Here is a 26,004-nt window from a genome sequence, read left to right on the forward strand (position 1 = left end):
TCGTGTTGAGGCGAGAGGTACCTTAGGCCAGGAGTGCGCAGACGTCGGTTACTGTTCCGGTACCTGAGAAGGTCCGCAGTTCCTTGCCCTTCAAGGTGAGAGCGTAATTCACGTTGCCTGTGGTCAGGAAGAGCCCCGCAGGTTTGGGAATAATGAGGAGGTTCAGCCCGGTGGAGACAGCCTCGATCCTGTCCTCCAGGAAGGTGTACGTTGTCACTCCTGTGATGACGTAGTCCAGCGTCTTGCCGTTGGCAGTCAAGGTAATCTTCAGTCCCGGGGACGTGCTTTTGAGGATCGTCCCGTCGGATAATACGATCTCTCCTAACTTGCCGCTCAGTGTGGCCTCAACGTCGAACCAGCTTCCCTTTTCGACATCGCAGCGAAGCGTCAATGTTATTCCGTCGCCGGACACCGGCGGCGCCGCCTGGGCGGCAGCGCCTGGGCCGGCAACGATGAATCCGAGTACGAGGGCAATCGCGATAAGCCAGCGTTTCATGGTGGTCTCCTGACAAAGTCGTGCCTTGTTTTGGCGCACCACCACGACATGATGGGGGAGACCGTTCGCCTTGCTCTTGTTTACCGGGCAGCAGCCCTGACTGCGGCTGGAAGAAAAGGAGCCGCTCGAATGTGCCGGATGAGAAGCGGCAATGGCCCAAGCATATTCATCCGGATACTGCCTGGGAAGACCTCGGCGACCCAAGAGTTTTCCACATCCACCCACGGGACGACAGCTTTAACACGAAGCAGCGGGCGCCGTCTTAACGGCGCCCGCTGCTGTTGTGCCTTCGGCCAGGTCCCAGCCCCTGCCTCAGGCGTCCTGCATCACTGCGGGCCCCACAAGGTGCGTGGACGCATCTGCATGCGTTGCCACGGCATTGCCCGTAGCCGGCGCCCCGCCGGCCAGTGAAAGTATGATAGTCCGCGCAACCTCGCGGACAGCCAGGTCCTTGTTTGCCGCGGCCTCGGTGAGGGCCAGCAGCGCTTCCTCGTAGGAGCACTGGTTCTGGCCCATGACGACGCCGCAGGCGGTGTCGATCTCGGTGCGGCTGGCCAATTCAGTGCGGAGTTCCGCAGCGAGCACCAGGTCCGCCCTGACCTGGAGTGAGAGCGTGAGGCTCTTGGCTGCAACGTCGGAGAAGGACAGGATGTGGGGGGTGGCCGCCGGGGCGAACACGTTCGCTTGCGCGGCATAGAGCGTCAGTGCGGCGCGGTAGCCGCGCTTCAGCTGGAGCGGGATGGCCATGGCCGAATGGTAGCCGGCAGTCCTGAGGCCCGCCACGTACCCCGGCCAGCGTTCGTCCAGGCCGTGATCGTTGAGGATGATGGACAGATCCCCGTTCAATGCCCGGGCTGTGGGGCCCCGCCCGGTGTGCTGTTCCCAGCGCGACAGTCCGCCGGCGCCGTCGTGCGTTGCCGCAGTGCAGGGTGCGGTTTCTGGCCGCAGCAGCGTCACGGTGCTCTCCACGGGTGAGCCGCAAATGTCGCTGGCCACCGAGGCGGCGGTCCCGGCAATCGAGCGCGCCAAGGCTGCTTCGGAGTGCCCGCGGATGTTCAACAGGACGCCTGTGTCCCGCACATCGAACTGAGCTTCAGTTTGCATGATCCAACCCCCAGAGTCGGTATCCATTCATTGTATGAACGCCGTCAAGAGGGCACCCGGGTAGTAAGTACTCGTTTTTTTACGGCCATGACATCCGTCAATACTCAGGGCCAAACCGAAGCCGATCCCGTCACTGCCGGGACTGTGACCATCACAGGCAGGTAGCCCTGCTTGCGGAATCAGGTACCCACTACTCGGGAAAGATGTCTTGCTGCTCGTTTACGCTTGATCAACAGCAACGGCCCTGGGCCGGGGCTGAAGGCTTCGGGGTTTTAGCCCCGGCTCCCCGGGCTGGGCCGGGGATGCGGAGACCGGGGCCGGTGACGAGGGAGCACGACCTGAGACCGCGTGATCCCACCCCCAGCCGCCACCGGCCCCTCATTCGGAGGAGCCCTTCGGCGGAATCTGCTGGATGACCCAGCGGTTGCCGTCCGGGTCGCTGAAGTGGGCAAACAGGAAGCCGCCGAGGTCCTGTACCTCGCTGATCGGGGCGCCGCGGCCCAGCAGTTCGTCACGCGCCTCAGCCATGTTGGGGACCGTCAGCTGGAGGCCCTCAAGGCTGCCCGGCACCATGGTGTTCATGCCGGTGCCGATGACAACGGACGCAGCGGATCCCGGCGGCGTCAGCTGGACAACGCGCATTCCGGGGATGTGTTCGACGTCGTGATCGAGCACGAAGCCGAGCTGGTCAGTATAGAAGGCCTTGGCCCGGTCCACATCGGATACGGGCACCTGCACCACTTCGAGTCGGAGTTCCATGCGGCCACCCTACGGGACGGCTGCGGCTATTTGTCGAAATAGGTGGCGGGTTCCTCGCCCGAAACCTTCAGGACGATCTCCTCGGCAACATCCCGGAGCTTCTGGTTCCGGTGGCTGGAGACCTTCATCAGGATGCCCATGGCGTCGGCCTGGCTGCAGCGGTTCTGGCCCATGATGATGCCGCAGGCGAGGTTAATGGCCGTGCGGCTGGTCATCGCTGCGGCCAGGTTGTCCGCGGCGCTTTCAGCGGTGCCGATCCTGACGGCGAGGCGGACCGCCCCGCCGGCGATCTCCGCGAAGCGGTCAGCCTCCCGGATGGTCTCCTCGCTGAACATGTCAACGGCGGGGGCGAAGAAGTTCAGGGCAGCGCTGGCGTCCTCGTTGAGTTCCATGGGCACGCCGAGGACGCTCAGGCAGCCCTCCTCGAGCAGGAACCTCTGGTAGCCGGGCCAGCGCGGGTCGGTGCGGGCGTCGGCCATCAGGACGGGCTTTTTCACCTTCAACGCCAGGACGCATGGCCCGTCGCCCACCCGCTGTTCGATCTTGTCCAGATGGATGGCCCGCGGACTGCTGCCGCCCACCGTGGCGGTCTTCTTCCCGTGTTGGAGCGTGACTCCGCACTCTATGTCTGCGCCGGCGGAGCGGCTGATGGCTGAGGCCGCGATCACGGAGAGCCCGCCAAGGAAGGCCGCCACGGAGTCCGCGCCGATGATCAGGTTTTGCAGCTCACGGAGCAGCTCATGCTCAGGCGTTGAAGTCATGCCCAAATTCTAGGCCTTGCCCGGCACTGCCATCACCTTCAACGGCCGCCGGGATCCTCGGTCACCACGATTACCAGGGCCTCGGGGTCCAGCAGCTTGCGCATGCCGGTACGTGCGTCCCTGATCCAGATCAGTTCCAGTGAACGTACGACGTCGGTCACCCGGCCGTGGTGGAAGAGCTTGCCGTTGTGCCACGCCTCGATGTAATCGCCCGGCTGGAGTTTTACCTTTTGTGCCTGCTGTGTGCTCATGCTGTGCCCCCTGCTGTGATGTCCCCGTAGTCACAGCATGCCCCCGGAAGGTTGCCGGGGTGTTTCCGGACGGTGATTTTTCCGTGTCAGGCCAGAATTCGAGGCTGCCCCCGCGGGTCCAAAGACTCTGCCGCCGGAAGCCCGTCGGGACGAGAGTTGGCCCAGGGACCTGTGCGTCCCTGCTCGCGGGAGGGAAGCAGCCATGATGTTCTGGGGCGGGGACGGGTATATGGGCGGCTGGGGTTATGTCCTGATGTGGGTGAGTTTTGTGTTGTTCTGGGGTGCCGTCATTGTTGGCCTGGTTCTGTTGGCCCGGTCCGTGGGGGCAGGAAACCGCCGCTATGACGGGGATGGGGGCGGATCCCGCCCCCGCTTTGCGGAGGATCTCCTCGCCGAACGTTTTGCCCGCGGTGAAATAGATGAGACAGAGTACACCGCACGCCTCGCCACGCTCCGGCGGGGCCGCGGGACGTGAGCGGTCCCATGATCCCCGCCGGCAACCGCTAGGCCTCTTGCCATGGACCTCCGCCTGATCTCCCGGGTGCTGTTCCTGCGGGCCGCGTGGCGCCAGCGGGACCACTGGGATGCCGCCCGCATCGCTGAACACCAGGGCCAGGCGCTGAGGGAGCTGCGCCGGGCAGCCTATGCCGGGTCGGAGTTCTACCGCCGCCATCACGCCGGGCTGCACGGGGCACCCCTGGACCAGCTGCCGCCGGTGACCAAAGCGGACCTGATGGACCACTTCGACGAGGCAGTCACCACACCGGACCTGCGGCTCGCGGACCTGGAGGAGCACCTGCAGGACCTGGTTGAGAGCGGGGGAGACCCGGGGCTGCCGTGGAAGGGCCGGTGGTGGGCCGCGGCGACGTCAGGCACCACTGGCCGGCGCGGGACCTTCGTCTGGAACCGCTCCGAGTGGGGGACCGTGATGGCCTCCTATGCCCGGGCGAACGACTGGGCCGGGATTGCGGCGGGGCCAACGCACCCCCTGAAGGTGGCGCTGGTCAGTTCCCGCGTCCCCACGCACCAGTCCGCCGTTGTCGGAGCATCGCTGCGCTCACGGCTTGTTCCCAGCCTCCGCCTGGATGTCACCGCGCCCGTGGAGGAGACCGTGGCCGCGCTGAACCGTTTCCAGCCCAGGATCCTGGTGGGTTACGCCTCGGCCCTGAAACCCCTTGCCGCAGAGCAGTACTCCGGGCGGCTTCACATCTCCCCGCAGGGTGTGATGTCCGCGTCCGAAGTACTGACCCCGCACACCGCCGCGGAACTCGAGGCGGCCTGGGGGAGTGCGCCCATCGACGTGTACGCGGCGACCGAAACGGCCGGGATCGCCTCCCCCTGTACGTACGGGAACCGCCATGTCTATGAGGACCTGCTGATCGTCGAACCCGTGGACCAGGACGGGAACGCTGTGCCGCCGGGCACCACCGGGGCAAAGCTCTTGGTCACGGTCCTGTTTTCGCGTACCCTGCCGCTGATCCGCTATGAAATGTCCGACTCTGTGCGGCTGGGCGGGCGGGGCTGCCCCTGCGGACGGTCCTTCAGCATTCTGGAGGACATCGAAGGCCGGCTCGAGGACGTCCTGCACCTGCCGGGGAAAACGGGCCGCGTGGATATCCACCCGATAGCGTTCCACCACGTTCTGGACGAGGCTGCCCGCGAAGGATGGCAGATCATCCAGGAACCAGCCGGACTGAGGGTCCTCCTTGTAGGCCTCGCGCCGGGAAGGTCGCTGGAGGAGGTACGCGCTTCAGTCGCGGAAGCCCTCACCGGGGCAGGCGTGGAGCGGACCGCGGTGGACGTGCACGTGGTGGACCACCTGGAACGGACACCCCTCGGCAAAGCCCCGTTTGTGCGCGGTTTGACGCGCCAGCCGTTCATCACCAGCCAGCACGAGACTAGGAGTCCTCATGCCTGAACGTCATCTGAAAGTGCAGCGCCGCATGGCTGCGTCCCCGGTGTCGGTATGGGCCCTCTACGCAGACTTCCCGAATCTTGCGACCCACTGGAACGGCCTCAGGGCCACGAAAGCATCGAGTGCTTTGGTGCCGTTCAGTCGGGCCGAGTCCACGCTCACTCTCGAGCCCGACGGCGGCGGGACGCTGGTGAGGTTCGGCTACCGTTATGTGCCCCGCGGCGGCCCGCTCGGCCGGGTTACGGGCCCGCTGATCGACAGGATGCTGACGGCCACGTTCACGGACATGCTTGCGGCCACCGAGAAGGCCTCGCTCGCGAAGGGATAGCGGGTGCTGGCGCCCTTGCGTGATGGACCATCTTGAACGGACCCCCTTCGCAACGCCCAGTCAGAAAGGGACTCCGCAGCGCAGGATGATGTTGGCATAGGGTGTCGCTTCTCCGGAGCGGACCACCACCTTGGCTGATGCGACCAGCTTCTTGAGTTCGTCATGCGAAACGTAATCCACACCAGCGAATCTCTCGGCTATCCAATCACCCGCTGTTTCGCCAATGGCTTCGGAGGCGGCAACGCAGCCTTCGAACACCACATCCTCACACAGCGCATCGAGCACCTCAGTAAATCTGGGCACGCCAAAAATCAATGCCAGGTCCACCGTAGGGGTGCCCAGGGGGATGGGCAGGCCGCAGTCAGCAACCACTACGAGATCCCCATGGCCTAGCCTCGAAATATGGGCATTGAGCGAAGCGTTGAGAATGCCGTTTTTCTTCACCGGGCCACCTCCGGAAGTGCGTCGGCTGCAGTGGGGTAAGACGCTTGGGTTCCGGACCGTTGGACCGAATACGCACCCACCCGCGAAGCAAACTCGACGGACTCACGCATGGGGTGCCCCGCTGCCAGGCCGGCCGCAAGTGCGCCCACAAAAGCGTCACCGGCGCCGGTGGTGTCCACCACGTCCACCCTCGGGGCAGGAACTGACTCCACTTTCCCGTCCGCTGTGAACATGGCACCCAGGGATCCCCTGGTCATGATCACCGAGCGGGGACCGGCGGCGGCCAGTGCGGACAGCAGTTCGGCATGGTCAGCCGGCACGGGGCGGCTTGGGTTCAACTGCTCAAGGACCAGCGCGGCTTCATGTTCGTTGACCACCAACGGGTCGGCAGCCCTGAGTGTTTCCAGGGATACGTCGATCACGGGTGCGAGATTCAGGATTACCCTTCCCGCCGCGAGGGCCACCGCCGCCTCAGTACCGCTCCGCGGGATCTCTCCCTGAACCACGAGTATTTGGGCATCGGCTATGGCATCCCGATGCCCAAGGATGACGTCTCTGTCAGTGACCGCGTTCGCTCCCGGGATGACCACAATGGTGTTCTCACCGTTGGAATCAACCGTCACAAAGGCCGTGCCGGTGGCTCCCTCGGCAGCGCCGATGCCGGAGACATCCACACCTGCGTCCCCGAGCAGCTGCAAGGCCAGGGCAGCATTGGGGTCCTGCCCCACTGAACCGATGAGGACGACGTCGGCCCCCAGGCGGGCGGCCGCCACCGCCTGGTTCGCCCCCTTGCCTCCCGGTACAACGTGGGACTCCCGTCCGGCGACGGTCTCACCCGGAGCCGGCAGCCTGTCGACGATCGCCAGGTAGTCCACGTTAATCGAGCCGACCACCGCGACGTGCTGCTTCGGCGTCGCGCCTTTTTCCTCTGACTTCATCGAATTCACTCCCTGTTGAAACGGACTGCGCCTGTGGTGTTGACAGTGTTATATCTCACAGCTACGTTTATTTGTAACACGGTTCAGCCCCAAGATCACATAGTTCTAACATGCTGACCACACAGTTTCTCCCATATCACCGGGCGGAAACAGCAAGAGCACCGAATCAAAGCCGAGCCGGTGCGTCCTAGGAAACAGGAGCGTCAAGGTAGATGCGCGCAATAGTCTTTGAAGGTCCAGGAAAACTCGGGCTCCGTGAAGTGCCGGACCCCGTACCGGGGCCAAAGGAAGTAGTTATTGAAGTTGCCGCAGTAGGAATTTGCGGCACCGACACCCATGTCCTGGATGGCGAGTTTGAGGGAACCGTGTTCCCCCTCGTCCCGGGCCATGAAGCCTCCGGTACCGTGACCGCCCTCGGCGAGGGAGTCACCAACCTCGCCGTCGGTGACCGTGTGGCGATCAATCCGAGCACCACCTGCGGCGAATGCGAGTACTGCCTCACGGGCCGCGGAAACCTGTGCCGCAACTGGAACGGCCTGGGTGTTGTTGCCAGCGATGGCGCCGCAGCGCAGTTCCTGAAAGCGCCGGTGAGCAACGTTTTCAAGTTGAAGCCGGAAACGGACCTCTACCAGGCGGCCCTCATCGAACCGCTTGCCTGTGCGATCCGCGGCTATGACATCCTTCCCCGGAAGATGGGCGAGCACTACCTCGTCTACGGAGCCGGCACCATGGGATTGCTGATGGCACAACTCGCACCCCGGGCCGGCGCGGCCAGCGTCACCATCGTCGACCTGAACGAAGGCCGTCTCCAGGCCGCCCGCGAAGTCGGCATCGAAAATGTCCATGCATCAGCCGATGAGGCTGACCGCGATCTGTGGGACGTGGTGATCGACTGCACCGGCGTCATCCGCGCCATCGAAGACGGCTTGCCCCGCGTCAAGGCAGGCGGCACCTTCCAGCATTTCGGCGTGGCTCCGGTGGAAGCCAAGGCCGGCTACTCGCCGTTCCGCGTGTACCGCGACGAAATCAGCATTGTGGGCACCATGGCGGTGCTGAATACCTTTGGCCGCGCGGTGGAAATGTTCGAGGCCGGCGCCATCAAGAGCGTTCCCATGATCAGTCATTCGTTCAGCCTCGATGACTACAGCGAGGCCCTGGACAAGTTCCGCAAGGGAACCGGCCGGAAGCTGCAGATCCGGCCCAACGACGCAACGTCCCAAGTCCTCTGATGGAAGCACCCACCAACCTCACCCACGAGGCCGAGAAAGCAAAGTCTGTACCCATGAGCTCTCGCAAAGCACCAGCAAAGAAGCGCGGCCGGCTGATCTTCGGTGGCGCAGCATTGGTCCTGATTATCCTGATGTTCGTCAGCACCAAGATCGTTTCCACCTCAGACAGCACCGGCGCAGCAGCCGGTAAATTCAGCCCGCAGCAGTTTGCCGAGCAGAAGTACGAAAGTGAAATTGCGCCGGACATCGAGTCCCGGGCTGAGGACATCGCCGTGGTGAGCAAGGCACTGAGCGCGGATCCGGCCGCCGCGGCCAAGGAATTCGGTGTGGTTTCCGGGTCTTCCCCGGCCGTCTATTCGGTCAAGCTGACCGGAGTAGCCGGCCAACCCGACGCCAACGGTCTCCTTCCGGTCCAGGTCGAAGGAGTGCCGGCGGAGGTCAAGGTCTTCGTCCAGATGGGCCCGGCCGTTAACGGCACCGCCATCCGTGATGCCACCGGAAAGGTCGACTTTGCGCAGTTCAAGAACCAGATTGAATATCAGAACGTCGGCGCCGAACTGAACAAACAGGTCAAGAAACTCGTCCTGGACCCGGTGGACAAGGCCAGTCTGGCAGGCAAGACGGTCGCGGTGACCGGTGCGTTCCAGCCCATCAACCCCGCCGCCTACATCATCACCCCGGTCAAGATCGAGGTGACCCCATGAGCGGCAACGTGATCCTCCGGGCCACCAACGTGGCCAAGCGCTACGGCGGAACCCAGGCCCTCAAAGGTGTCGATTTCGAGGTTGTGGAAGGGAAAGTCACAGCCCTCTTCGGCGAAAACGGCGCCGGCAAATCCACCCTGATGAAGATCCTTTCCGGTATCGAGGCGCCCACCTCGGGCAGCCTGGAACTCCGGGGGCAGCCGGTCCAGTTCGCGGATACCGTCGAAGCCCGCGATCAGGGCATCTCGATCATCCACCAGGAACTGAGCCTGTGCCCGAACCTGAGCGTGCGGGACAACATCTACATGGGCCGGGAGATCACAGGCCGGGCCGGCGGAGTTGATTACGCCACCGAACGAAAAAATGTCCAGGAGCTGATGGTGCGGCTCGAGGAGCAGATCGATCCGGACACCCTCGTCGCGGATCTCCGCCTCGGGCAGCAGCAGATCGTTGAAATCGCCCGGGCAATATCCGTCAACGCCAATATCCTCATCATGGACGAGCCCACCTCCGCACTCAGCGCCAGTGAAGTGGAAGTCCTGTTCAAGGTCATCCGCGACCTCACCGCGGCCGGTGTCTCGATCGTGTACATCTCGCACCACCTCGAAGAGGCAATCGAGATCTCCGATTACGCCACCGTCCTCCGGGACGGGCTGATCGTTGCCCACGAGGAGACCAAAAACGTCGATCTCGACTGGATCGTGGGCAACATGGTGGGGCGCAACTTCGATCTGGGTCAGCCTCCCGCCAGGACTGACTTCACTGACGCGGCCCTGGAAATCGACGACGTCAAGGTAGCCGATCCCTCCAACCCCGGGCGGCTCGCGGTCAGTGGTGTTTCGCTCACCGTTCACGCGGGCGAGATCGTCTGCATCTACGGGCTCATGGGCGCCGGGCGCACAGAGATGCTTGAAGCAGCGGCAGGACGGGTTCCGCTGATCGGCGGGCAGGTCAGGGTCCAGGGCAAAGATCTTGCGAACCTCACCATCGCCGAACGGATCGAGGAGGGCCTGAGCCTGGTCCCGGAGGACCGGCAGCGGGACGGACTGGTCCAGACCATGACGGTGGGACGGAATCTTTCCCTCGCCAGCCTCGGCTCGTTCATCAAGCGGGGATTCCTCTCCAACACCGATGAAAACAAGCTCGTCAAGCAGGGAATCCAGGACGTCAGGGTCAAAACTGCAGGTCCGGGCGCGGCCATCGGGTCCCTGAGCGGCGGCAATCAGCAAAAGGTGGTCATCGCCAAGATGCTGGCCACCAATCCCAAGGTCATCCTGCTCGATGAGCCAAGCCGGGGGATCGACGTTGGGGCAAAGGCGGAGGTCTTCGGCCTGTTGTCGGAACTGGCGGAGAAGGGCCTGGCAGTCCTCTACTCAACATCCGAGGTGGGTGAATGCCTGAGCATCGCCCACAGGGTCATTGTCATGAGCAAGGGCAGGATCTCTGCCGAATTCGACGCCTCCACCACCACTAAAGAGCAAATCATGGCGGCCTCCGGTGAATCCGCCATTGCATCGACCACGAACGGACATTAGACATGAGCTCTACACGCACAGTGGCCGAGGGCCGGCCAGGATGGCTTTCCGGGGGGTTGGACATCCCCCGGCTGCTGCTCGAAGGGCGCGCATTCATCGCCCTGATCATTATTACGGTGGTTTTCTCGATCCTGTCGCCGAACTACCTGAGCGTCAATAACCTGCTGACGATGTCCGCACACGTTGCGGTCTTCGCAATCCTCGCCGTCGGCATGCTGATGGTCATCCTCAACGGCGGCATCGATCTTTCGGTGGGTTCGACTGTAGGCCTGGCCGGCGTTATCGCCGGCTTCCTGATGCAGGGCGTGCCGATACCTGCCCTCGGCGTCACACTCTACCCACCCGTGTGGGTGGCAGTGCTGGTGGCGGTGGGGGTCGGCGCCTTCGTCGGCTGGATCAACGGCACCCTGGTGTCCAGGTTCGGCGTGGCGCCGTTCGTGGCAACACTGGGAACCCTGTACGTGGTCCGCGGCGCAGCGTTGCTGATCACCGGGGGGCTTACCTACTCCAACCTCCGCGGCAACCCCGCGCTGGGCAACACAGGCTTCGACGCGGTCGGCTTCAACCGCATCCTGGGCGTTCCCACCGGTGTGCTGGTCATGATCGTCATCGCCGTCATCGGCAGCCTGGTCCTCTCCCGGACCGCGTTTGGCCGGTGGTTGTACGCCTCAGGCGGCAACGAACGGGCCGCGGAACTGTCCGGCATCCCGGTGAAGAAGGTGAAAGTCAGCATCTACGTGATCTCCGGCGTATGCGCTGCGATTGCGGGTGTCATCATTGCCTCCGAACTCACCTCGGCGAACCCCACCACCGGCAACTCGTTCGAACTGACCGCCATTGCCGCCGTCGTCATCGGTGGCGCAGCGCTCTCCGGCGGCCGGGGAAACATCCGGGGCGTCCTGCTCGGTGCCTTCGTGATCGGATTCCTGTCCGACGGCCTGGTCATCATCGGCGTCTCCGAATACTGGCAGATGGTCTTCAAGGGCGCCGTGATCGTTGTCGCCGTGATGCTCAACCGCCTCGAATACCGCTCCAAAAAGGTGAAGGAAGTCAAGGGTGCTGCAGCGCCGCCCACTAAAGAAAAGATGCCGGGCGATTCTGTCAGCGCGCCGGCTACTTAGTTCAACCACGCAACACTCCACATCGCACACACGACGAAGGACATCATCATGAAGCTAAAAGCTGCAGCTGTTCTGGCTGCCTCCACTGCACTCTTTGCCCTGACCGCCTGCGGGGGCTCGCCGGCACCTTCCACATCAGGGTCAGCCGCCGCTGGCGGCAGCAACCTCATCACCGTCATCGTCAACAACCCGGCCAACCCCTACTGGGCAACCGAAGGCGAAGCAGCCAAGGCCGAAGGCGAGAAGCTCGGGTACAAGGTTGACGTCACCTCCCACAAGGGCGATACGAAGGCCGAGAGCGACCTGGTGGACGCGGCCATCACCAACAAGTCGGCCGCGATCATCCTTGACCCGGCCAACGCCGATGGCTCCATCGGCGGCGTCCAGAAGGCAGTCAGCGCCGGCATCCCGGTGTTCCTGGTCAACGCCGAGATCAACGAACAGGGGCTGGCGAAAGCGCAGCTGGTATCCAATAACGCCCAGGGTGCAGCCCTCGGTGCCCAGGAATTCGTGAAGGCAATGGGCGGCAAGGGATCCTACGTCGAACTCAAGGGCGCGCCCTCGGACAACAACGCAGCCACCCGCTCCAACGGTTACGCCACGGTCCTCTCCCAGTACCCCGATCTGAAGCTCCTGGACGCCCAGGTTGCCAACTGGGACCAGAAGGAAGGCCACGACAAGACGCAGTCCATGCTGCAGGCACACCCTGACCTTCAGGGCGTACTCGCCGGCAATGACCAGATGGCCCTCGGCGCGATCGCCGCGCTGAAGGAAGCCGGAAAGCTGGAATCGGTCAAGGTTGGCGGGTTCGACGGCGCACCGGACGCAGCCGAAGCGGTCAAGGCAGGGTCCCTCTCGTACACGGTTCTTCAGCCGGTTGCCGAATTCGCCAAGAAGGCCGTTCAGCAGGCTGATTCGTTCATCAAGACCGGCAAGACCGGTGCCAGCGAAGAGAAGCAGGCGTTTGACTGCACGCTGATCACCAAGGAGAACGTTTCCAAGTTCACGTCCCCGTTCACGCTTTCACAGTAGCCAGCTCAGGGCAGAACACATGAGTAGGGGCCGGCCAAGAGGGATCTTCCGAGCGGCCGGCCCCTATGGCCCAGCATCCACACGCCCTTCCGGGCAAGGAGACAAAGAACCATGGCATATCTGTTCAACAACCCGCTCGACTTTGCCGAGCAGCTCACCGAGGGACTCGCCGCGGCCTACCCCGGGTGGATCCGCCAGGTTCCTGGCGGAGTGGTCCGCAGCACCGGCACCGCCCCGGGCCACGTCGCCGTCGTCACGGGTGGGGGATCCGGCCATTACCCGGCGTTTGCAGGGCTGGTTGGCCCGGGACTCGCCCACGGCGCGGCAATGGGTAACATCTTCGCATCGCCCTCCGCACAGCAGATCTACTCTGTGGCCAAAGCTGCCCACGCGGGCGGCGGAGTCCTGCTGACCTACGGCAACTACGCCGGCGACGTCCTCAACTTCACCCAGGCCCAGGAACGCTTGAACGGCGAAGGCATCCGTACCCTGATGGTGGCCGTGACCGACGATATTTCCAGCGCGTCGGCAGCCGAAACCGGTAAGAGGCGGGGCATCGCCGGAGATTTGGCAGTTTTCAAAACCGCGGGCGCCTGCGCCGATGCAGGGGCAAGCCTGGATGAAGTCTTCCAGGCGGCGTCCCTTGCCAACAGCAGAACCCGGTCCTTTGGCATCGCCTTCTCCGGCTGCACCCTTCCGGGTGCCGGGGCGCCGCTGTTCACCGTCCCGGAGGGACGGATGGCAGTGGGTATGGGAATCCACGGCGAGCCCGGCATCGGTGAACAGGACATTCCCACAGCCGACGGCGCCGCGGAGCTCATGGTCCGTGCATTGCTCGCCGAGGCGCCCGAAGACGTGACCGGCAGCAGTGTGGGCCTCATCCTCAACGGACTCGGAGCAGTGAAATCCGAGGAACTCTTTGTCGTCTACAGAAAAGTTGCGCAGCTCCTGGACTGGGCAGGGATCACTGTTGTGGAGCCCGAAATTGGAGAGCTGGTGACAAGCTTTGAAATGGCCGGCGTGTCCCTGAGCCTGTTCTGGCTGGACGATGAACTCGAAAAGTTTTGGCGGGCGCCAGCGAGCACCCCCGCCTTCCGAAAAGGTGCGGTCCAGGATGCCGGCCCCAGTTACGCCAGCGCGGAGGCGGACCAGGCGGCGAGCGACGAAATGCCGAGCGCCTCGGCTGCGTCCCGGCAGGCGGCAGAAACGGTCCAGGCGCTCCTGGTCACAGCCCAGCGCGTGATCGACGAAAACGTGGACGATCTCGGCGCACTGGACGCCATCGCGGGCGACGGCGATCACGGCATCGGAATGCAGCGTGGGGTCAGCGCTGCGGCGGAGGCCGGACAGAAGGCGCTCAGCGCCGGTGCCGGAGCGGGGACCCTGCTGTCCCTGGCCGGCGACGCCTGGGCCGACCGCGCGGGCGGAACATCCGGAGCGCTGTGGGGCGTCATCGTCAAAACCCTGGGCGAATCTGTCGGCGACAGCGAGGCGCCCGGTGCGGAAAGTATCTCCCGGGGCATCTCACAGGCCGGGAAACGGGTCATGGACTTCGGCAAGGCTGAACTTGGTGACAAGACCCTGGTGGATGTCCTGATTCCGTTTGGCCAGGCGTTCACGGAGGGGATCCAATCGGGGCTCTCCCTGGAGGAGGCCTGGCACAAGGCGGCGGACGCCGCTGACCGGGCCGCCACGTCGACTGCCTCGCTCGTTCCGAAGATCGGCCGCGCACGTCCGCACGTGGAGAAAAGCATGGGAAGCCCGGACCCGGGCGCCGTTTCCATGGCAATGATCATCAAGGCGCTTGAACGTGCCTTGGCAGCAAAGGAGAACGCACATGGGTAATGGACTGCGAATTGTTGTCGGCAGCGACGATGCCGGCTACGACTACAAGGAGGCGCTCAAGGCCGACCTCGAAAAGAGCGATCTGGTGGCGTCCGTCCAGGACGTCGGCGTCGACAATACGGGCCACACCGCTTACCCCACCATCGCCATAGCCGCAGCGGAAATGATCGCGAAGGGGGATGCCGACCGGGCCTTGCTGGTCTGCGGGACCGGCCTTGGCGTTGCCATCGCGGCGAACAAGGTGGACGGGATCCGCGCTGTAACAGCGCATGACAGTTACTCCGTTGAACGTTCAGTCCTCAGCAACAACGCCCAGGTGCTCACTTTCGGCCAGCGCGTGGTGGGGCTCGAACTCGCCCGGCGGCTCGCGCGGGAATGGCTCACGTACACGTTCGACGACGGTTCCCCCTCGGCGGAAAAGGTGCGGCTGGTGGAGGCTTACGAGGCAAAACGCGATGCGTGAAAGTGGCTGGGGCGGCTTCGCGGTGACCCCATGAGGGAACGGTCAAAACCCGCCCTCCTGGGGGTCAGCCTCAAGCTCTACTTCGGCCACCAGGAAACCTTGGACTGGTGCCGGCAGGTGGCGGACATGGCCCGGGAGCACCGGGCGTTGCAGGACGGAACCGTTAAGCTCTTCGTGCTCCCGAGCTTCCAGGCCCTTGTACCGGCGGCCGAGATTCTTGCCGACACTCCGGTGAGTATCGGGGCGCAAGACCTTCATTGGGAGGACCGGGGCGCGTTCACCGGTGAGGTCAGCGGTGTGGCCCTGAGCGAGGCCGGCTGCCGGTACGTCGAGGTGGGCCACGCGGAGCGGCGGCGTTTCTTCGGTGAAGACGATTCGGTGGTGGCGGCCAAGACGGCTGCCGCCCTGCGCAATGGCCTGGTCCCTGTCATCTGTGTCGGTGAAAGCGAAGAAGGCCCGGCAGCGGAAGCCGCTGCCTTCTGCATCGTCCAGCTCCAATCGGCACTGGCGGCCACCGAGACCGCTGACGTTCCCGTCGTCGTCGCTTATGAACCCGTGTGGGCCATCGGCGCCGGGCACCCTGCCTCGTCGAAGCACATCAGTGCTGTCTGCACGTTCCTCAGGGAGTGGCTCAGCAGCCAGAACCGTTTTGCCCAGTGGTCCGTGATTTACGGGGGAAGCGCCGGGCCGGGGTTGCTGACGGAACTCGGATCTGACGTCGACGGCCTGTTCCTCGGGAGGTTCGCGCACAAGGTTGAGGCACTTTCAGACATCATTAGGGAAGCTGCACGCCCAGTGCGGAGCTCGAAGACCGGATAGAGAGGCAACGCCAATCGCCGGCAAGACACAAGCTTCAGGAGCAGAAATGAACTCAGCGGCCGCGGCCAACGAATCGCGGCTTTCCCGCCGAAGCGACAGGCAGCGCGCAATATCCGAGGCTGTTATGGCCGAAGGAGCTGTGCGCATCGATGAGTTGGCTGAGCGTTTCGGAACCAGCCAGATGACGGTCCACCGAGACCTGGATGAGCTGGAGGCCCGTGGCCTCCTCCGGAAATCACGGGGAATGGCCACCGCCTTGTCATCCAGCCTGGTTGAATCCAGCGATGTCTTCCGCAGTGGGCAACAGCGGTGGGAAAAGCGGGAAATCGCGCGTGCGGCCATCGAATTTGTCGAGCCCGGGCAGGCGATCTTCCTCGATGACTCCACCACTGTCCACGAGATGGCACGGCTGATCCCGTCACGGACCCCGCTGACGGTCATCACCAATGTGCTGACCCTCATGAACGAACTTAAGGGAACCCGGGGAGTCTCCCTGGTGGCTCTGGGGGGAAAGTACTACAACTGGTGCAGTTCCTTCATGGGGGGAACCACCATTGAAGCGATCAGCAGGCTCCGGGCAGATGTGTTCATCATGTCCACGGCAGCGATCACTGATGACATGTGCTTCTTCCAGAGCCAGGCCACGGTGGACATCAAGCGGGCCATGTTCGACGCCGCGGCCAAACGAATCCTTCTGGTCGACCACACAAAATTCGAGAAACGGGCACTCTATGCGTTGGCACACCTCGCCGATTTCGACGTGGTAATTGTCGATTCCAGAACGACGCCCGAAGACCTCCGCCGGCTCCGCTCCCACAACGTGCACGTTGTTGTGGCGGCCGGCCATGGAGGAAACGGCGAGAGCAACCATTCCAGCCAGGCCTGACAGTTAGACACCCATCAACCTCAACGCGGAGGAATCCACAGCATGACTGCAACGAGCACTTTCCAGGCCCCGCCGACCATGCGGGCCAGCGTGCTGGTCCGCCCTGGCACCGTTGAAGTGCAGGACGTCCAGCTCCCCACCCTGGGCAATAACCAGGTCCTGGTCAGGATCTCCGCTGTCGGTGTCTGTGGGTCCGATACGCACTTCTACCAGGAAGGCCACATCGGCGACATGGTGGTCAAGGAACCCCTGATCCTCGGGCACGAATCAGCGGGCACCATCGTGGCTGTGGGAGCCGATGTCTCCGCTGACCGGGTAGGGGAGCGCGTCTCCATCGAGCCGCAAAAGCCCTGCCGGATGTGCGAATACTGCAAGGGCGGCCAGTACAACCTGTGCCCGCAGATCGAGTTCTATGCTGCACCTCCCATCCACGGTGCCTTCGCCGAGTACGCGGCCATTGAAGCCGACTTCGCCTACCCCGTCCCTGATCACGTCAGCGATGAGGCGGCGGCCCTGATGGAGCCGCTCTCGGTGGCTATCGCCACCTGCCGCAAAGCCGCCGTCCAGCCCGGATCGCGGGTGCTCATTGCCGGTGCCGGGCCCATTGGGGTGCTGGTGGCAAAGGTCGCAGGGATCTACGGGGCAACGGACATAGTCGTTTCTGATCCGGCCCCGCACCGCCGCGAGTTTGCCCTAGGTGCCGGCGCAACACAGGCGGTGGACCCCCTCAGCGGTGGCCTGGACCCGGCCGGCCGGCTGTTTGACGTCTTCGTGGACGCCTCGGGGGCCCCGCCTGCCATCCAGGCCGGCATTCGTGCCGTGAAGCCCGGCGGAAGGGTAGTGCTCGTGGGGATGGGGGCCGACGACGTGATGTTGCCTGTGTCGCTCATCCAGAACCGTGAGATCGAACTGACGGGAATCTTCCGGTACACGAACACGTGGCCCATGGCCATCAACCTCGTGGCCTCCGGCCTGGTGGATCTGGACTCGCTGGTCACCCACCGCTTTGGACTTGAGGACGTCGAAAAAGCGCTGCTGACCGGAAGCACGGATCCGCACGCCATCAAGTCCGTGATCGTCCCGTAGACGGGTGAATCGCGTGACCCGCCGCGCTGCAGCGACCGGCCCGGACCCCGAGGCCGGGGCGGGGCCGGCAGAGCTGCAGCATCCGCGTTTTGCCCGCGCGTACGCACGGGCCGTGAAGGGGATGAACAGCAGGGGCGCGACTGAACACCGCCGGACTTTGCTGCAGGGCCTGAGTGGGAGCGTAGTTGAGATCGGCGCCGGTGACGGGTCCTCGTTCGGTCTGTACCCCCGTACTGTAACCGGTGTTCTGGCGGTGGAGCCTGATGATGACCTGAGGGCTTTGGCAAAGGCAGCCGCTGAGGCGGCCGTGGTTCCGGTGCGGGTGGTTGCGGGTTCAGCGGAGGCGGTCCCGGCTCCGGATGCCAGTGTCGATGTGGTGGTCACCAGTCTTGTCCTGTGCAGCGTTGCGGACCAGTCTGCTGCCTTGGCGGAGGCGCGCAGGGTCCTGCGTCAGGGCGGGACGCTGGCCTTCTATGAGCATGTCCGTTCCGAGAATAAATTCCTTGCCACGGCGGAGGACCTGCTGACGCCTGTGTGGCAGCAGGTGGCCGGCGGCTGCCACCCCAACCGTGACACCCTGCAGGCCATCACCGCCGCCGGATTCGTGGTCCGGGACACCCGCCGGTTCGGCTTTTCGGTCCACCCGTTGGCGCCCCCGGTAGCCCACATTCTTGGCCACGCGACAGCCCCCTGACGCTTCCCGGACAGCGGGCGGCACCCCCGGCCGCCCGGCTGGGGTGGAAACGAAAAATTTCGTGGCTGTCGGGGATCGCGCGCAGTAGAATTCAACCGGCTCTGGTGCGGGTCCCGCGCTCGCTGCCTGCCTGGTCCTAAGGGCGTGATCCATCATGATCAAGAAGCTGCTTTGCACGTTGAACCTGGGGCACCACTGGTTGGCCGAAACGGACCAGTCCGGCGATATACGCCGTCACTGCATCCATTGCGGAAAATACGCCCACAGCTCTGGTGGCCGCCTGGCCGCACGCGACCGGCCAACCGACCCTGGCGACACTGCCTTCCCCCGCAGCATGTTCTAGCCCCCAGGTAATTTCCGGCTGGAGACTTGTCCGCGGGGAGGCCTGGCTACCGGAGGGCCGGTGCGTCCGGGATTTCCATCTGGAACCCGCACCGGCACCGGAGAACCCTGGTGGACAGGTAGACGCTCAGCGCCTCCGGGACCTGACGGTAGGAGTAGCTGCTGTGGATGCTCCGCAGTTCGGTGCCCATCGCGGCCATGGGCTGGCCGCAATGAATGTAGTGGTTGCCGAACACCAGCACTTCAGGAGTGGCGCCTGGCCGGTTGAGGATCCGGGCCACCTCCGCGACGTCGGCAGCCCGGGTGCTGGGAACCCCGCACTCACTGCAGGTGAACGTCACCGCCACCATGAAGGGCGAACCCCAGAAGGGGGAGCCGGCGTCGAGCGCGTCTATGGCGGTGATCTCCAGAGTGTCGCCGTTCCCGCAGGCCGTGCATCTCAGCGGGTCCGGCGGCGGACTCTGCGACAGGGTGTCGTCGTCCGCCCTGACGGTCATCAGGCCACTGCCGGGTAGCTGGCCAGGATGTATTCGGCCGCGGCCGGGCCGTGCATCATGAGTTTGCTGTTGCTCATGTCGATCCCGCACCGCTGCATGGCGGCGCGGAAGGCCGCGTCGGAGTGCGGTTGGAAACCCTTGAGGAAGCACCAGCTGACGTACAGCCCATACAGGCAGTCAGGGCCCAAGGGGCAGTCGCTGGTGGGATCAAAAATGGTGGCTTCATCAAGGAAATGCTGGTAATGCGAGGTGGACATCTTGGCTCATTCCGTGCCTGCATCCTGTGCCGCCGCGATGCTACAGCAGCTTCCCGCGGTCTATGCAGATGGACCGGGTACGGGGACGCCGCGTGTGCGGTTAAGTCCCGTGAATTGAATTTACATCCACTGCTCGGCGCTTGTACAGAGGCCGGCCCGTTGTCAGCCCGCGCTTTGTCCGAGTTCACGGCGCTCGTGTGTCTGGCCGAATGGGACGTCGCGGCTGACGGCGACGGTATAGCTGGTGTAGCCGTGTTGGGTGACCAGGATCCCGTGGCGGCCTTCGAGGATGGCGTGCTGGCGGGCTAGGTCCACAGCGGTATTGAGGTCGCTTTCAATGGTGTGAGGGTCGTGGGCGGTGATTTCCAGGATGAGGTCAGAGTGGCGCTTGATCATGGTGGTTCTTTCTCTGAGGGTTCAATGCCGAAGAATTTGGCAGACGCCGGCTCCTGGCCGGGCACGCCTGGGGAGGCTGAACGCTGTGATTTGAGAGAGGGTGCCCGGCATTCTTTGATGGGGCGTTGGCCGGCAAAGGGCCGGCGAACCTAGATCGCGGAGGCATCTCCTGCGGATCTGTAGTCAGTTTGGCTGATCAATTACTCCGGGTGCAAGGATTGGCACGTAAACGTTTGGTGTCGGCGATCTAACGATCGCAGGCCCCAACCGGCGGGGCTTGTGCGTGCCCCCGGCCGCCTCATGTTCTTGACGTTCTGAACGGCCCGAATCACACTGGGCTGATGGACGACGAAACTGAGGAACATCTCGTTGAACGTGTCGAGGAGCGGCTTGCGGCCCGTTACCCTGAGGCGCCCCGTGCACTTATCACTGCGATCGTCGGCGAGGAATACCATGGGCTGGACGGGGGGCGCATCCGGGCCTACGTGCCGACTCTGGTCGAGAACGGTGCCCGCACGCGGCTGCACCGTGCACTAAAGAGCAGCTCTGCCGACGGATAAACCGGCCGTGGGGAGCAGCTGATAGGACAGGTGGCACAAGCGGGGCGAACGCCGCGAGCGCCAGGTGGGTACGAATTTTATTCTGTCGTGCCCCGGCATCCGCGCCTGGACGTACTGCTCTGGCAGGAGTAAGCCCGGCCGCGATGCAGAGCCGGGACGTGCCCGTGTCGAGAACGAGACTCTCCGAGCAGCCAGTCCGCGCGGCAGCCTCTCCCCGCAGGATTGGGCCTGCACCTGGTGTGTGCGTTGTGGAGCCGGCCACTTACCTGACCGAATCGGAGCCGGACGAGGCCCGCGCAGCTGTACTCCCGGCCAAACCACGGCCTTCCGATCAGGCATGGGGCTGTAGCCCGTCCCCATGAGCGCCAAGGGTGACTGAGCGCTGCGAAACGCCGCCATTCATCGCTGCGATTCACCCTCAAGAACCCTTCACAGCGGATATTGACGCAATCTTGCAATGAGGTTGACGGAACCTTAAGTCGCGTCCGTGAGAGTGGGCACAGCCGGGAAAACGCGGTCATAGCACGCTGCCCGCCCAATAGGGCCGGCTGGAGTTGAAACGATACGGGGGCGCAATTGTCTGAGGTTCTGAACGCAGAGGTCACAAGCAACGAAGAAGGCGGGTTCAGTCGCCGCAGGGTTGTCAAGGGTGTGGCGTGGTCAGTACCGGTTATCGTTACCGCTATTGCATCACCGGCTGCAGCGGTGTCGGGGATTAGCGCAACGACAGAGTGGGTCTATGGCGCCGCTCCGACCTATGTCAGCTCGGGTGGTACGGGTTCCGGAACCAACCGTACTGGCACAGGGCCCGCAGCATTCCGCATCCTGAATGCGGGCGCTGCCTTTACCGGAGCGATCAGCGGGACTATTAGCATCACCCCGCTTGGCACCGTGGACGCTGGTGTCGGTGTCCAGTCCATTTCACAGGTAGCGCCGACTCAGCCGTCGTATTCGGCTGCGCATGTCTACAGCGGCTCTTTCACGTCCACGGTCAATATCGCGAGCGGTCAGAGCGCCAGCTTCCCCGTGGCGTTCCAATACCAAAGTGTGAACCCGTCTCCCAAGAAGGGCTCGCTGTACTCGTACACGCTGCTCATCACCCTTCGGCTTCCCGACAACACCACTCGGACTCTGACCGACACCGTCACGATCACGTACTGACTATGATCTGGCACCACTCCAACCTGGTCGCAGAAGTCCGCACTGAATCAACCGGCCGGGTTGCGCTGCTTCACCTGGACGCAACCCAGCCGGTGGTTCTGGAAGGCACTGCGGCAACCATCTGGGATTTGCTGGACGGCCGTCGCGACCAGGCGGATATTATCGCCGAACTGGAAGCAGCATTCGAGGACGCGGCCGGCCAGTTGGTGCGGCAGGTCGAGGCCTTCCTGGCCAGTCTGGAAGCGCAGCGCCTGATTGAACCGGTCGGCAGTACGAACTAGCAATTTCAAACCACTACGCCAGATCCGGGGGGATTCATGAGCGGCGGGAACACACAGCTGGCGCGTGCGTCGCCGGTGCTGGAGGAAATGCTCAGCAGCACGGAGTTGCTGGAAGTCAGCGTCTTGGGCATGCAGTTCGCGGTTCGCTGGGGCCGCGGGGTCACCTGGGAGCAGCGGGAGAGCGTGCGCTCGGCCTGGACCCGTTGCGCCAGCAGTGGGGAGCCGTTCGTTCCGGCACTTCCGGCCGAGCCCACGAAGAACCAGCCCTACACCGCCTCCGTTGTGTCCCCAATGCACGACGGCGGCACGTTCGCGCTGCAGGCCGCCTCCTTTGAGGAGCTGGCTGAGAACCTCACTTCCCGGCTCACCGTTGCCGCCATCCTGGCGAACGCGGGGGAGTTCACGATGCTCCACGCCTGTGGCCTGGCAGATCCGGTCACGGGTGCTGTGGTGGCGCTCGTGGCCAAGTCGGGCACCGGCAAGACCACCGCGGCCTCGCTGCTGGCCAAGACCTACGGGTACGTCACGGACGAAACCGTAGCCATCCGGCCTGACGGCTCGGTGGTTCCGTATCCAAAACCGCTGTCCGTGAAGCAGGTGCCCGGCAAACCCAAGCGCCAGGTGGGACCGGACGAGCTTGGACTCCAGCCGGCGCCCAAAAACCCCTTCATCCAGGCAATCGTGCTGCTGGACCGGGTTGAAGCCGGCAGCCACGTACCAACGCTGACCAAAGTGCCGCTGGCCGACGCGGTGCTCGCCCTGATCCCGGATTCGTCCTCGCAGGGCGAGATCGCGGAGCCACTGCAGTCGCTCTGCCACCTGATCGACAGCGTCGGGGGCGTCTGGCAGGTGACCTATTCCGAAGCGGCGGACCTGCCGGCGGCACTGGTACCGCTGTTCCGGAAGCAACCCCGGTCGGAGCCAGAATGGTCAGCCGCTGAACCAGAAGAACCCGGGCCCACCCCGAACGGATACATTCGGCGCGCAGCACCAAAGGACGCCGTGGAAATCGACGGCGACCTGCTGCTGATGCTGGAGGACGAGATCGTGCGGCTGAGCGGGATCGGCCCGGCCATCTGGGAAGCCACCAAAAACGCAGTAACGCCGGACCAGCTCGCAGAAGAAGTCGCCAAAGTGCACGGCAGGCCGGAAGGCTACCGGGCCGCCGTCGCAACGGCCGTCGAACAGCTCATCAACAAAGCAGTCTTGAAACACAGCGGCCGCTAGCCGCCAATCGCGTGGGGGACCACTCGAAGCAATGACCCGGCAACGAAGACCGGGCCGGAACACACGAACTTGAATTGGAAGGAAACCACCTTGAGCGTCACCACAGCCACCCCCGCGGATGCCCCCGCCGGCCTTGACCTATCGGACTACCTCCGGGTGGTCCGGGTCTACTGGAAGGCGATCACCGCCTTCACGCTGCTGGCCACGCTGGCGGCGTTCGGCTGGACCGTGGTCCAGCCCAAGATCTACTCCTCAGATTCCAGCGGGATTGTGGTGACGCCGGGATCGGACAACGTGAGCCTTTCACTCGCCGGCGACAGCCTGGCCAAGGCAAAGGTCAAGAACTACGAGTCCGTGGCCAAGTCGCGGCTCGTGGCAGACCGGGTCATCGCCTCGCTGGAGCTGAAAACCACAGCGGACGCCCTGCTCGGCACCATCAGCGTGAAAGTCCCGCTGGACACCGCCGAGATCCGCGTGACCGCCCAGTCCACGGATCCGGCCACCGCGCAGCGCGTGGCCGATGCCTGGGTCAACGGCCTCGCCGCCCAGGTGGAAGCCATCGAGACGGCGCCCCCCGCCGCAACAGTTGTTGAGCCGGGCACCGCAGCAACGCCCGACGCCGGCACTCCAGCCGCCGTCCCGGCGTCGGCTGTGCGGGTGCTCCCGTTGGGCAAGGCAGTCCTCCCCACCAGCCCCGTCTCACCCAACGTCAAGCTCACCCTGGCCCTCGGTGCCCTAGTTGGCCTGGCCTTGGGCGTGGCCTATGCACTGGTCCGCCGGCACCTGGACCGGCGCATCCGCAGAGCAGCAGAAATCGAGCGGCTCTTCGGCGTCCCCGTGATCGGCACACTGCCCGTGGACCACCGTCTGGACGAACGAAGCACCATCCTGGACGCGGGCACCGCAGCGGAAGTCCACGACGCCGGCGGCGCGATGGCCGAGGCCCTCCGCGAACTGCGCACCAACCTCAGCTTCCTCGACGTGGACCAGCCGCCGCGGATCATCGTGGTCACCAGCTCCGTGCAGGCAGAAGGCAAATCCACAGTGACGGCCAACCTGGCGGTCACCCTGGCCGCGGCCGGAGAGAACGTTGTAGTGGTCGACGGCGACCTCCGCCGCCCCACCCTCGTGGACGTTTTCAACCTTGTTCCGGGAGTCGGGGTCACCGATGTTCTCACCGGCACCGCAGAGCTCGCTGATGTGCTGCAGCCCTGGGGCGCCCTCCCGAACCTCTCGGTCCTCGGCTCCGGCCGCATTCCGCCGAACCCCAGCGAACTGCTGGGGTCCCAGGCCATGAAGAACATGCTCAACGCCCTGGCAGAGAACGCCATCGTCCTGATCGACGCCCCGCCGCTGCTTCCGGTCACGGATGCCGCGGTCCTTTCCCGCGCTGCCGACGGCGCCATTGTGGTCATTCGGACCGGCAGGACCACCCAGGAGCAACTGGCCCAGTCGCTGGGGAACCTGGACAAGGTCAAGGGCCGAATCCTGGGCGCCGTCCTGAACTACGTGCCCACCAAGGGAACGGACGCCTACTCCTACTACGGCACCTACACCTCAGCGCCCACCTCAGCGCCCGGTCCGGCTGCTGTGGCTGAAGCCGACCTCACCGGACCGTTTTGGGAGGGACCGGGTGAAAGCGTCCAAGTGCCTGAGTCCGTTGCCGCCGGCCGCCGGGTACGCGGTTAGGTCAACGCGTGGAAGACCAAGCCGGTAAGACCCAGCTAAGCATTCCTGAGGCTGTCCTCCTGGGCCATGCCCTGGTGTCGCGGGTGGCGGCCGGAAGGGGGATCCGCGCGTTCTTCATCAAGGGCCCGGCGAGTGTGATTCAGGGCCTCCGGATGCCCAAAGTTTCGGCGGATGTGGATGTTTTCGTAGCCCCGTCTGACCTGGACGCTATCGTCCAAGGACTCCGGGAGCGGGGATGGCGGGAACGCCCCGTGGATCCGGACAGCAGGACCTTTCCCAAGCACTCGGTCACCGTCGACCACCCGGAATGGCCCTGCTGCATCGACGTCCACTACCGGTTCCCCGGCATGGAAAGCAATGCTGGTGACGCCTTCGAACTGATGTGGTCCAACACCGAAGACCTTGAAGTCGCAGGGCAGGTGGTGCGGGTCCCCTCAACGCCGCTGGGAATCTTGATCCTTGCTTTGCATGCCCTGCGCTCACCCCAGCTGCCGGCTTGCAGCCAGGAGCTCGAGTTCCTTGCGGACCTCACAGAACGGGAAGCGTATGGCGCCGCCATCCTGGACATGGCTAGTGCAACAGGCTCACTTGCCGCCATGCGCCCTTTCCTCGAGAACCTCCTTCCCCTAACCACCGCCGTGGACTGGCCGGAGCCGTCCACCGAGTGGCGCAACCGTGTCATGAGCAAAGAGCCGGGGAGCGCCCGGCTCATTGCCCTTGCCCAGGCGCCGCTGAAGGACAAGCCAAGAATGCTGTTCCGTGCGGTCTTCCCGCAGCCGGAAGCCTTCTTGGGACGGAATATCTACGCGGACATGTCCTTCCGTGGCAGGCTTCGGCAACACCGCGACAGGTGGGTTCGGTTCCTGCGTGCGGCGCCGAAAATCTTGCGGGACCTCAGCCCACGCCGCCATTGATGGCTTGGTCGCCCGCCGGCCCCCTAACCCCTTGACGGCCGTTCTGGGCCGGTCCAGCATGTAAGGACTTGGTGGCGGTCGCCTGAGAGATGGCGGTTAATCATGGTCCGGGGAAATGACAACAGTTTCTGGACGGTGCAGTTCCCAAAATTGGCCGGGGCCGCGGCGATGCTGGGAGGGGTGCTCTGCGTCCTGGCCGCGTTCCTTCACAACCTGCAACCAGCAGGATGCATGGGTTGGGACTGCCAGGGCTCGGTCCGGTCAACGAAT

General features: G+C 64.2%; 30 protein-coding genes. 20 read left to right on the top strand and 10 right to left on the bottom strand.

Features of this window, described 5'->3' with window-relative positions; all coding sequences use genetic code 11:
* Window positions 1-22: 22 nt before the first annotated feature.
* From AC1MCA_RS14735 to AC1MCA_RS14755, 5 genes are all read right to left on the bottom strand, one after another.
* A complete protein-coding gene (locus AC1MCA_RS14735; protein WP_479798608.1) occupies window positions 23-496 on the bottom strand; it encodes a hypothetical protein in 474 nt (157 codons plus the stop codon).
* Between the two features lie 312 nt (window positions 497-808).
* Window positions 809-1,600, bottom strand: coding sequence for an ANTAR domain-containing protein (locus tag AC1MCA_RS14740; RefSeq protein WP_479798609.1), 792 nt, complete (start codon window positions 1,598-1,600; stop codon window positions 809-811).
* Between the two features lie 378 nt (window positions 1,601-1,978).
* The gene (locus AC1MCA_RS14745; RefSeq protein WP_479798611.1) at window positions 1,979-2,359 is read right to left on the bottom strand and encodes a VOC family protein; all 381 of its coding nucleotides are present in this window, start codon (window positions 2,357-2,359) and stop codon (window positions 1,979-1,981) included.
* A 26-nt stretch (window positions 2,360-2,385) separates the two neighbouring features.
* Entirely contained in the window at window positions 2,386-3,120 is a 735-nt protein-coding gene (locus tag AC1MCA_RS14750) for a GAF and ANTAR domain-containing protein (RefSeq protein WP_479798614.1), read from the bottom strand.
* A gap of 38 nt (window positions 3,121-3,158) precedes the next feature.
* The gene (locus tag AC1MCA_RS14755; protein ID WP_479798616.1) at window positions 3,159-3,371 is read right to left on the bottom strand and encodes a hypothetical protein; all 213 of its coding nucleotides are present in this window, start codon (window positions 3,369-3,371) and stop codon (window positions 3,159-3,161) included.
* Window positions 3,372-3,573: 202 nt separating this feature from the next.
* Here AC1MCA_RS14755 and AC1MCA_RS14760 point away from each other — a divergent pair, with 202 nt between their 5' ends.
* From AC1MCA_RS14760 to AC1MCA_RS14770, 3 genes are read left to right on the top strand one after another with little or no spacing between them, the layout of a single operon-like run.
* Window positions 3,574-3,846, top strand: a complete 273-nt coding sequence (locus AC1MCA_RS14760) for an SHOCT domain-containing protein (protein ID WP_479798618.1) — start codon at window positions 3,574-3,576, stop codon at window positions 3,844-3,846.
* Between the two features lie 42 nt (window positions 3,847-3,888).
* Window positions 3,889-5,289 carry a phenylacetate--CoA ligase family protein gene (locus AC1MCA_RS14765; protein WP_479798621.1) on the top strand — a complete coding sequence of 467 codons (1,401 nt, stop codon included), beginning with the start codon at window positions 3,889-3,891 and terminating at the stop codon, window positions 5,287-5,289.
* Window positions 5,282-5,614: an SRPBCC family protein gene (locus tag AC1MCA_RS14770; protein ID WP_479798624.1), complete on the top strand. Its 333-nt coding sequence runs from the start codon at window positions 5,282-5,284 to the stop codon at window positions 5,612-5,614. The genes AC1MCA_RS14765 and AC1MCA_RS14770 overlap by 8 nt, the downstream gene beginning before the upstream one ends.
* Window positions 5,615-5,674: 60 nt before the next feature.
* Here the strand turns inward: AC1MCA_RS14770 and rbsD are convergent, their stop codons facing one another.
* Both rbsD and AC1MCA_RS14780 read right to left on the bottom strand, forming a co-directional pair.
* Window positions 5,675-6,058: a D-ribose pyranase gene (gene rbsD / locus AC1MCA_RS14775; protein ID WP_479798626.1), complete on the bottom strand. Its 384-nt coding sequence runs from the start codon at window positions 6,056-6,058 to the stop codon at window positions 5,675-5,677.
* Complete coding sequence (locus tag AC1MCA_RS14780) at window positions 6,055-6,996, bottom strand: ribokinase (RefSeq protein ID WP_479798629.1); 942 nt, start codon at window positions 6,994-6,996, stop codon at window positions 6,055-6,057. The genes rbsD and AC1MCA_RS14780 overlap by 4 nt, the downstream gene beginning before the upstream one ends.
* A 212-nt stretch (window positions 6,997-7,208) precedes the next feature.
* Here AC1MCA_RS14780 and AC1MCA_RS14785 point away from each other — a divergent pair, with 212 nt between their 5' ends.
* From AC1MCA_RS14785 to AC1MCA_RS14835, 11 genes are all read left to right on the top strand, one after another.
* Window positions 7,209-8,225, top strand: a complete 1,017-nt coding sequence (locus AC1MCA_RS14785; RefSeq protein WP_479798631.1) for a zinc-dependent alcohol dehydrogenase family protein — start codon at window positions 7,209-7,211, stop codon at window positions 8,223-8,225.
* 53 nt (window positions 8,226-8,278) lie between these two features.
* On the top strand, window positions 8,279-8,929 hold the full coding sequence (locus tag AC1MCA_RS14790; protein ID WP_479798633.1) for a DUF2291 family protein: 651 nt from the start codon (window positions 8,279-8,281) through the stop codon (window positions 8,927-8,929).
* Window positions 8,926-10,464, top strand: coding sequence for a sugar ABC transporter ATP-binding protein (locus tag AC1MCA_RS14795; protein ID WP_479798635.1), 1,539 nt, complete (start codon window positions 8,926-8,928; stop codon window positions 10,462-10,464). Before AC1MCA_RS14790 ends, AC1MCA_RS14795 begins: the two co-directional genes overlap by 4 nt.
* 2 nt (window positions 10,465-10,466) lie before the next feature.
* Window positions 10,467-11,585, top strand: a complete 1,119-nt coding sequence (locus AC1MCA_RS14800; protein WP_479798638.1) for an ABC transporter permease — start codon at window positions 10,467-10,469, stop codon at window positions 11,583-11,585.
* Window positions 11,586-11,633: 48 nt separating this feature from the next.
* Window positions 11,634-12,617 carry a substrate-binding domain-containing protein gene (locus AC1MCA_RS14805; RefSeq protein ID WP_479798641.1) on the top strand — a complete coding sequence of 328 codons (984 nt, stop codon included), beginning with the start codon at window positions 11,634-11,636 and terminating at the stop codon, window positions 12,615-12,617.
* Window positions 12,618-12,728: 111 nt separating this feature from the next.
* Window positions 12,729-14,462, top strand: coding sequence for a dihydroxyacetone kinase family protein (locus tag AC1MCA_RS14810; protein ID WP_479798645.1), 1,734 nt, complete (start codon window positions 12,729-12,731; stop codon window positions 14,460-14,462).
* Complete coding sequence (locus AC1MCA_RS14815) at window positions 14,455-14,925, top strand: ribose-5-phosphate isomerase (RefSeq protein WP_479798648.1); 471 nt, start codon at window positions 14,455-14,457, stop codon at window positions 14,923-14,925. Before AC1MCA_RS14810 ends, AC1MCA_RS14815 begins: the two co-directional genes overlap by 8 nt.
* Window positions 14,926-14,955: 30 nt before the next feature.
* Window positions 14,956-15,744, top strand: a complete 789-nt coding sequence (locus tag AC1MCA_RS14820) for a triose-phosphate isomerase family protein (protein ID WP_479798653.1) — start codon at window positions 14,956-14,958, stop codon at window positions 15,742-15,744.
* A gap of 46 nt (window positions 15,745-15,790) precedes the next feature.
* Window positions 15,791-16,630 (top strand): DeoR/GlpR family DNA-binding transcription regulator, encoded by an 840-nt coding sequence (locus AC1MCA_RS14825; RefSeq protein WP_479798655.1) that lies wholly within the window; start codon window positions 15,791-15,793, stop codon window positions 16,628-16,630.
* Between the two features lie 42 nt (window positions 16,631-16,672).
* Complete coding sequence (locus tag AC1MCA_RS14830) at window positions 16,673-17,716, top strand: NAD(P)-dependent alcohol dehydrogenase (protein WP_479798657.1); 1,044 nt, start codon at window positions 16,673-16,675, stop codon at window positions 17,714-17,716.
* Between the two features lie 13 nt (window positions 17,717-17,729).
* Window positions 17,730-18,410: a class I SAM-dependent methyltransferase gene (locus tag AC1MCA_RS14835; protein WP_479798659.1), complete on the top strand. Its 681-nt coding sequence runs from the start codon at window positions 17,730-17,732 to the stop codon at window positions 18,408-18,410.
* 389 nt (window positions 18,411-18,799) lie between these two features.
* Here AC1MCA_RS14835 and AC1MCA_RS14840 read toward each other — a convergent pair whose 3' ends face one another.
* From AC1MCA_RS14840 to AC1MCA_RS14850, 3 genes are all read right to left on the bottom strand, one after another.
* Window positions 18,800-19,249 carry a hypothetical protein gene (locus tag AC1MCA_RS14840; protein WP_479798662.1) on the bottom strand — a complete coding sequence of 150 codons (450 nt, stop codon included), beginning with the start codon at window positions 19,247-19,249 and terminating at the stop codon, window positions 18,800-18,802.
* Window positions 19,249-19,506: a hypothetical protein gene (locus AC1MCA_RS14845; RefSeq protein WP_479798665.1), complete on the bottom strand. Its 258-nt coding sequence runs from the start codon at window positions 19,504-19,506 to the stop codon at window positions 19,249-19,251. The genes AC1MCA_RS14840 and AC1MCA_RS14845 overlap by 1 nt, the downstream gene beginning before the upstream one ends.
* 162 nt (window positions 19,507-19,668) lie before the next feature.
* On the bottom strand, window positions 19,669-19,902 hold the full coding sequence (locus AC1MCA_RS14850) for a hypothetical protein (RefSeq protein WP_479798668.1): 234 nt from the start codon (window positions 19,900-19,902) through the stop codon (window positions 19,669-19,671).
* Between the two features lie 341 nt (window positions 19,903-20,243).
* Here AC1MCA_RS14850 and AC1MCA_RS14855 point away from each other — a divergent pair, with 341 nt between their 5' ends.
* From AC1MCA_RS14855 to AC1MCA_RS14880, 6 genes are all read left to right on the top strand, one after another.
* The gene (locus AC1MCA_RS14855) at window positions 20,244-20,462 is read left to right on the top strand and encodes a three-helix bundle dimerization domain-containing protein (protein ID WP_479798669.1); all 219 of its coding nucleotides are present in this window, start codon (window positions 20,244-20,246) and stop codon (window positions 20,460-20,462) included.
* A 576-nt stretch (window positions 20,463-21,038) separates the two neighbouring features.
* Window positions 21,039-21,623: a hypothetical protein gene (locus tag AC1MCA_RS14860; protein ID WP_479798672.1), complete on the top strand. Its 585-nt coding sequence runs from the start codon at window positions 21,039-21,041 to the stop codon at window positions 21,621-21,623.
* A 2-nt stretch (window positions 21,624-21,625) separates the two neighbouring features.
* Window positions 21,626-21,904, top strand: a complete 279-nt coding sequence (locus AC1MCA_RS14865; protein ID WP_479798678.1) for a PqqD family protein — start codon at window positions 21,626-21,628, stop codon at window positions 21,902-21,904.
* Window positions 21,905-21,940: 36 nt separating this feature from the next.
* Window positions 21,941-23,131 carry an ATP-binding protein gene (locus AC1MCA_RS14870; RefSeq protein ID WP_479798681.1) on the top strand — a complete coding sequence of 397 codons (1,191 nt, stop codon included), beginning with the start codon at window positions 21,941-21,943 and terminating at the stop codon, window positions 23,129-23,131.
* Window positions 23,132-23,221: 90 nt separating this feature from the next.
* Complete coding sequence (locus AC1MCA_RS14875) at window positions 23,222-24,820, top strand: tyrosine-protein kinase domain-containing protein (protein ID WP_479798687.1); 1,599 nt, start codon at window positions 23,222-23,224, stop codon at window positions 24,818-24,820.
* A gap of 8 nt (window positions 24,821-24,828) precedes the next feature.
* The gene (locus AC1MCA_RS14880; protein ID WP_479798689.1) at window positions 24,829-25,734 is read left to right on the top strand and encodes a nucleotidyltransferase family protein; all 906 of its coding nucleotides are present in this window, start codon (window positions 24,829-24,831) and stop codon (window positions 25,732-25,734) included.
* The last annotated feature ends 270 nt before the right edge of the window (window positions 25,735-26,004 follow it).

Source organism: Arthrobacter sp. BK1, assembly GCF_056680055.1.

What these genes read in the sequence shown, in the direction of transcription:
- AC1MCA_RS14820 (WP_479798653.1), top strand. Translation starts at nt 14,956, where the DNA reads ATGAGGGAACGGTCAAAACCCGCCCTCCTGGGGGTCAGCCTCAAGCTC.
- AC1MCA_RS14790 (WP_479798633.1), top strand. Translation starts at nt 8,279, where the DNA reads ATGAGCTCTCGCAAAGCACCAGCAAAGAAGCGCGGCCGGCTGATCTTC.
- AC1MCA_RS14750 (WP_479798614.1), bottom strand. Translation starts at nt 3,120, where the DNA reads ATGACTTCAACGCCTGAGCATGAGCTGCTCCGTGAGCTGCAAAACCTG.
- AC1MCA_RS14765 (WP_479798621.1), top strand. Translation starts at nt 3,889, where the DNA reads ATGGACCTCCGCCTGATCTCCCGGGTGCTGTTCCTGCGGGCCGCGTGG.
- AC1MCA_RS14800 (WP_479798638.1), top strand. Translation starts at nt 10,467, where the DNA reads ATGAGCTCTACACGCACAGTGGCCGAGGGCCGGCCAGGATGGCTTTCC.
- AC1MCA_RS14785 (WP_479798631.1), top strand. Translation starts at nt 7,209, where the DNA reads ATGCGCGCAATAGTCTTTGAAGGTCCAGGAAAACTCGGGCTCCGTGAA.
- AC1MCA_RS14855 (WP_479798669.1), top strand. Translation starts at nt 20,244, where the DNA reads ATGGACGACGAAACTGAGGAACATCTCGTTGAACGTGTCGAGGAGCGG.
- AC1MCA_RS14850 (WP_479798668.1), bottom strand. Translation starts at nt 19,902, where the DNA reads ATGATCAAGCGCCACTCTGACCTCATCCTGGAAATCACCGCCCACGAC.
- AC1MCA_RS14805 (WP_479798641.1), top strand. Translation starts at nt 11,634, where the DNA reads ATGAAGCTAAAAGCTGCAGCTGTTCTGGCTGCCTCCACTGCACTCTTT.
- AC1MCA_RS14740 (WP_479798609.1), bottom strand. Translation starts at nt 1,600, where the DNA reads ATGCAAACTGAAGCTCAGTTCGATGTGCGGGACACAGGCGTCCTGTTG.
- AC1MCA_RS14865 (WP_479798678.1), top strand. Translation starts at nt 21,626, where the DNA reads ATGATCTGGCACCACTCCAACCTGGTCGCAGAAGTCCGCACTGAATCA.
- AC1MCA_RS14825 (WP_479798655.1), top strand. Translation starts at nt 15,791, where the DNA reads ATGAACTCAGCGGCCGCGGCCAACGAATCGCGGCTTTCCCGCCGAAGC.
- AC1MCA_RS14810 (WP_479798645.1), top strand. Translation starts at nt 12,729, where the DNA reads ATGGCATATCTGTTCAACAACCCGCTCGACTTTGCCGAGCAGCTCACC.
- AC1MCA_RS14770 (WP_479798624.1), top strand. Translation starts at nt 5,282, where the DNA reads ATGCCTGAACGTCATCTGAAAGTGCAGCGCCGCATGGCTGCGTCCCCG.
- AC1MCA_RS14840 (WP_479798662.1), bottom strand. Translation starts at nt 19,249, where the DNA reads ATGACCGTCAGGGCGGACGACGACACCCTGTCGCAGAGTCCGCCGCCG.
- AC1MCA_RS14830 (WP_479798657.1), top strand. Translation starts at nt 16,673, where the DNA reads ATGACTGCAACGAGCACTTTCCAGGCCCCGCCGACCATGCGGGCCAGC.
- AC1MCA_RS14845 (WP_479798665.1), bottom strand. Translation starts at nt 19,506, where the DNA reads ATGTCCACCTCGCATTACCAGCATTTCCTTGATGAAGCCACCATTTTT.
- AC1MCA_RS14815 (WP_479798648.1), top strand. Translation starts at nt 14,455, where the DNA reads ATGGGTAATGGACTGCGAATTGTTGTCGGCAGCGACGATGCCGGCTAC.
- AC1MCA_RS14755 (WP_479798616.1), bottom strand. Translation starts at nt 3,371, where the DNA reads ATGAGCACACAGCAGGCACAAAAGGTAAAACTCCAGCCGGGCGATTAC.
- AC1MCA_RS14735 (WP_479798608.1), bottom strand. Translation starts at nt 496, where the DNA reads ATGAAACGCTGGCTTATCGCGATTGCCCTCGTACTCGGATTCATCGTT.
- AC1MCA_RS14760 (WP_479798618.1), top strand. Translation starts at nt 3,574, where the DNA reads ATGATGTTCTGGGGCGGGGACGGGTATATGGGCGGCTGGGGTTATGTC.
- AC1MCA_RS14780 (WP_479798629.1), bottom strand. Translation starts at nt 6,996, where the DNA reads ATGAAGTCAGAGGAAAAAGGCGCGACGCCGAAGCAGCACGTCGCGGTG.
- AC1MCA_RS14795 (WP_479798635.1), top strand. Translation starts at nt 8,926, where the DNA reads ATGAGCGGCAACGTGATCCTCCGGGCCACCAACGTGGCCAAGCGCTAC.
- AC1MCA_RS14870 (WP_479798681.1), top strand. Translation starts at nt 21,941, where the DNA reads ATGAGCGGCGGGAACACACAGCTGGCGCGTGCGTCGCCGGTGCTGGAG.
- AC1MCA_RS14745 (WP_479798611.1), bottom strand. Translation starts at nt 2,359, where the DNA reads ATGGAACTCCGACTCGAAGTGGTGCAGGTGCCCGTATCCGATGTGGAC.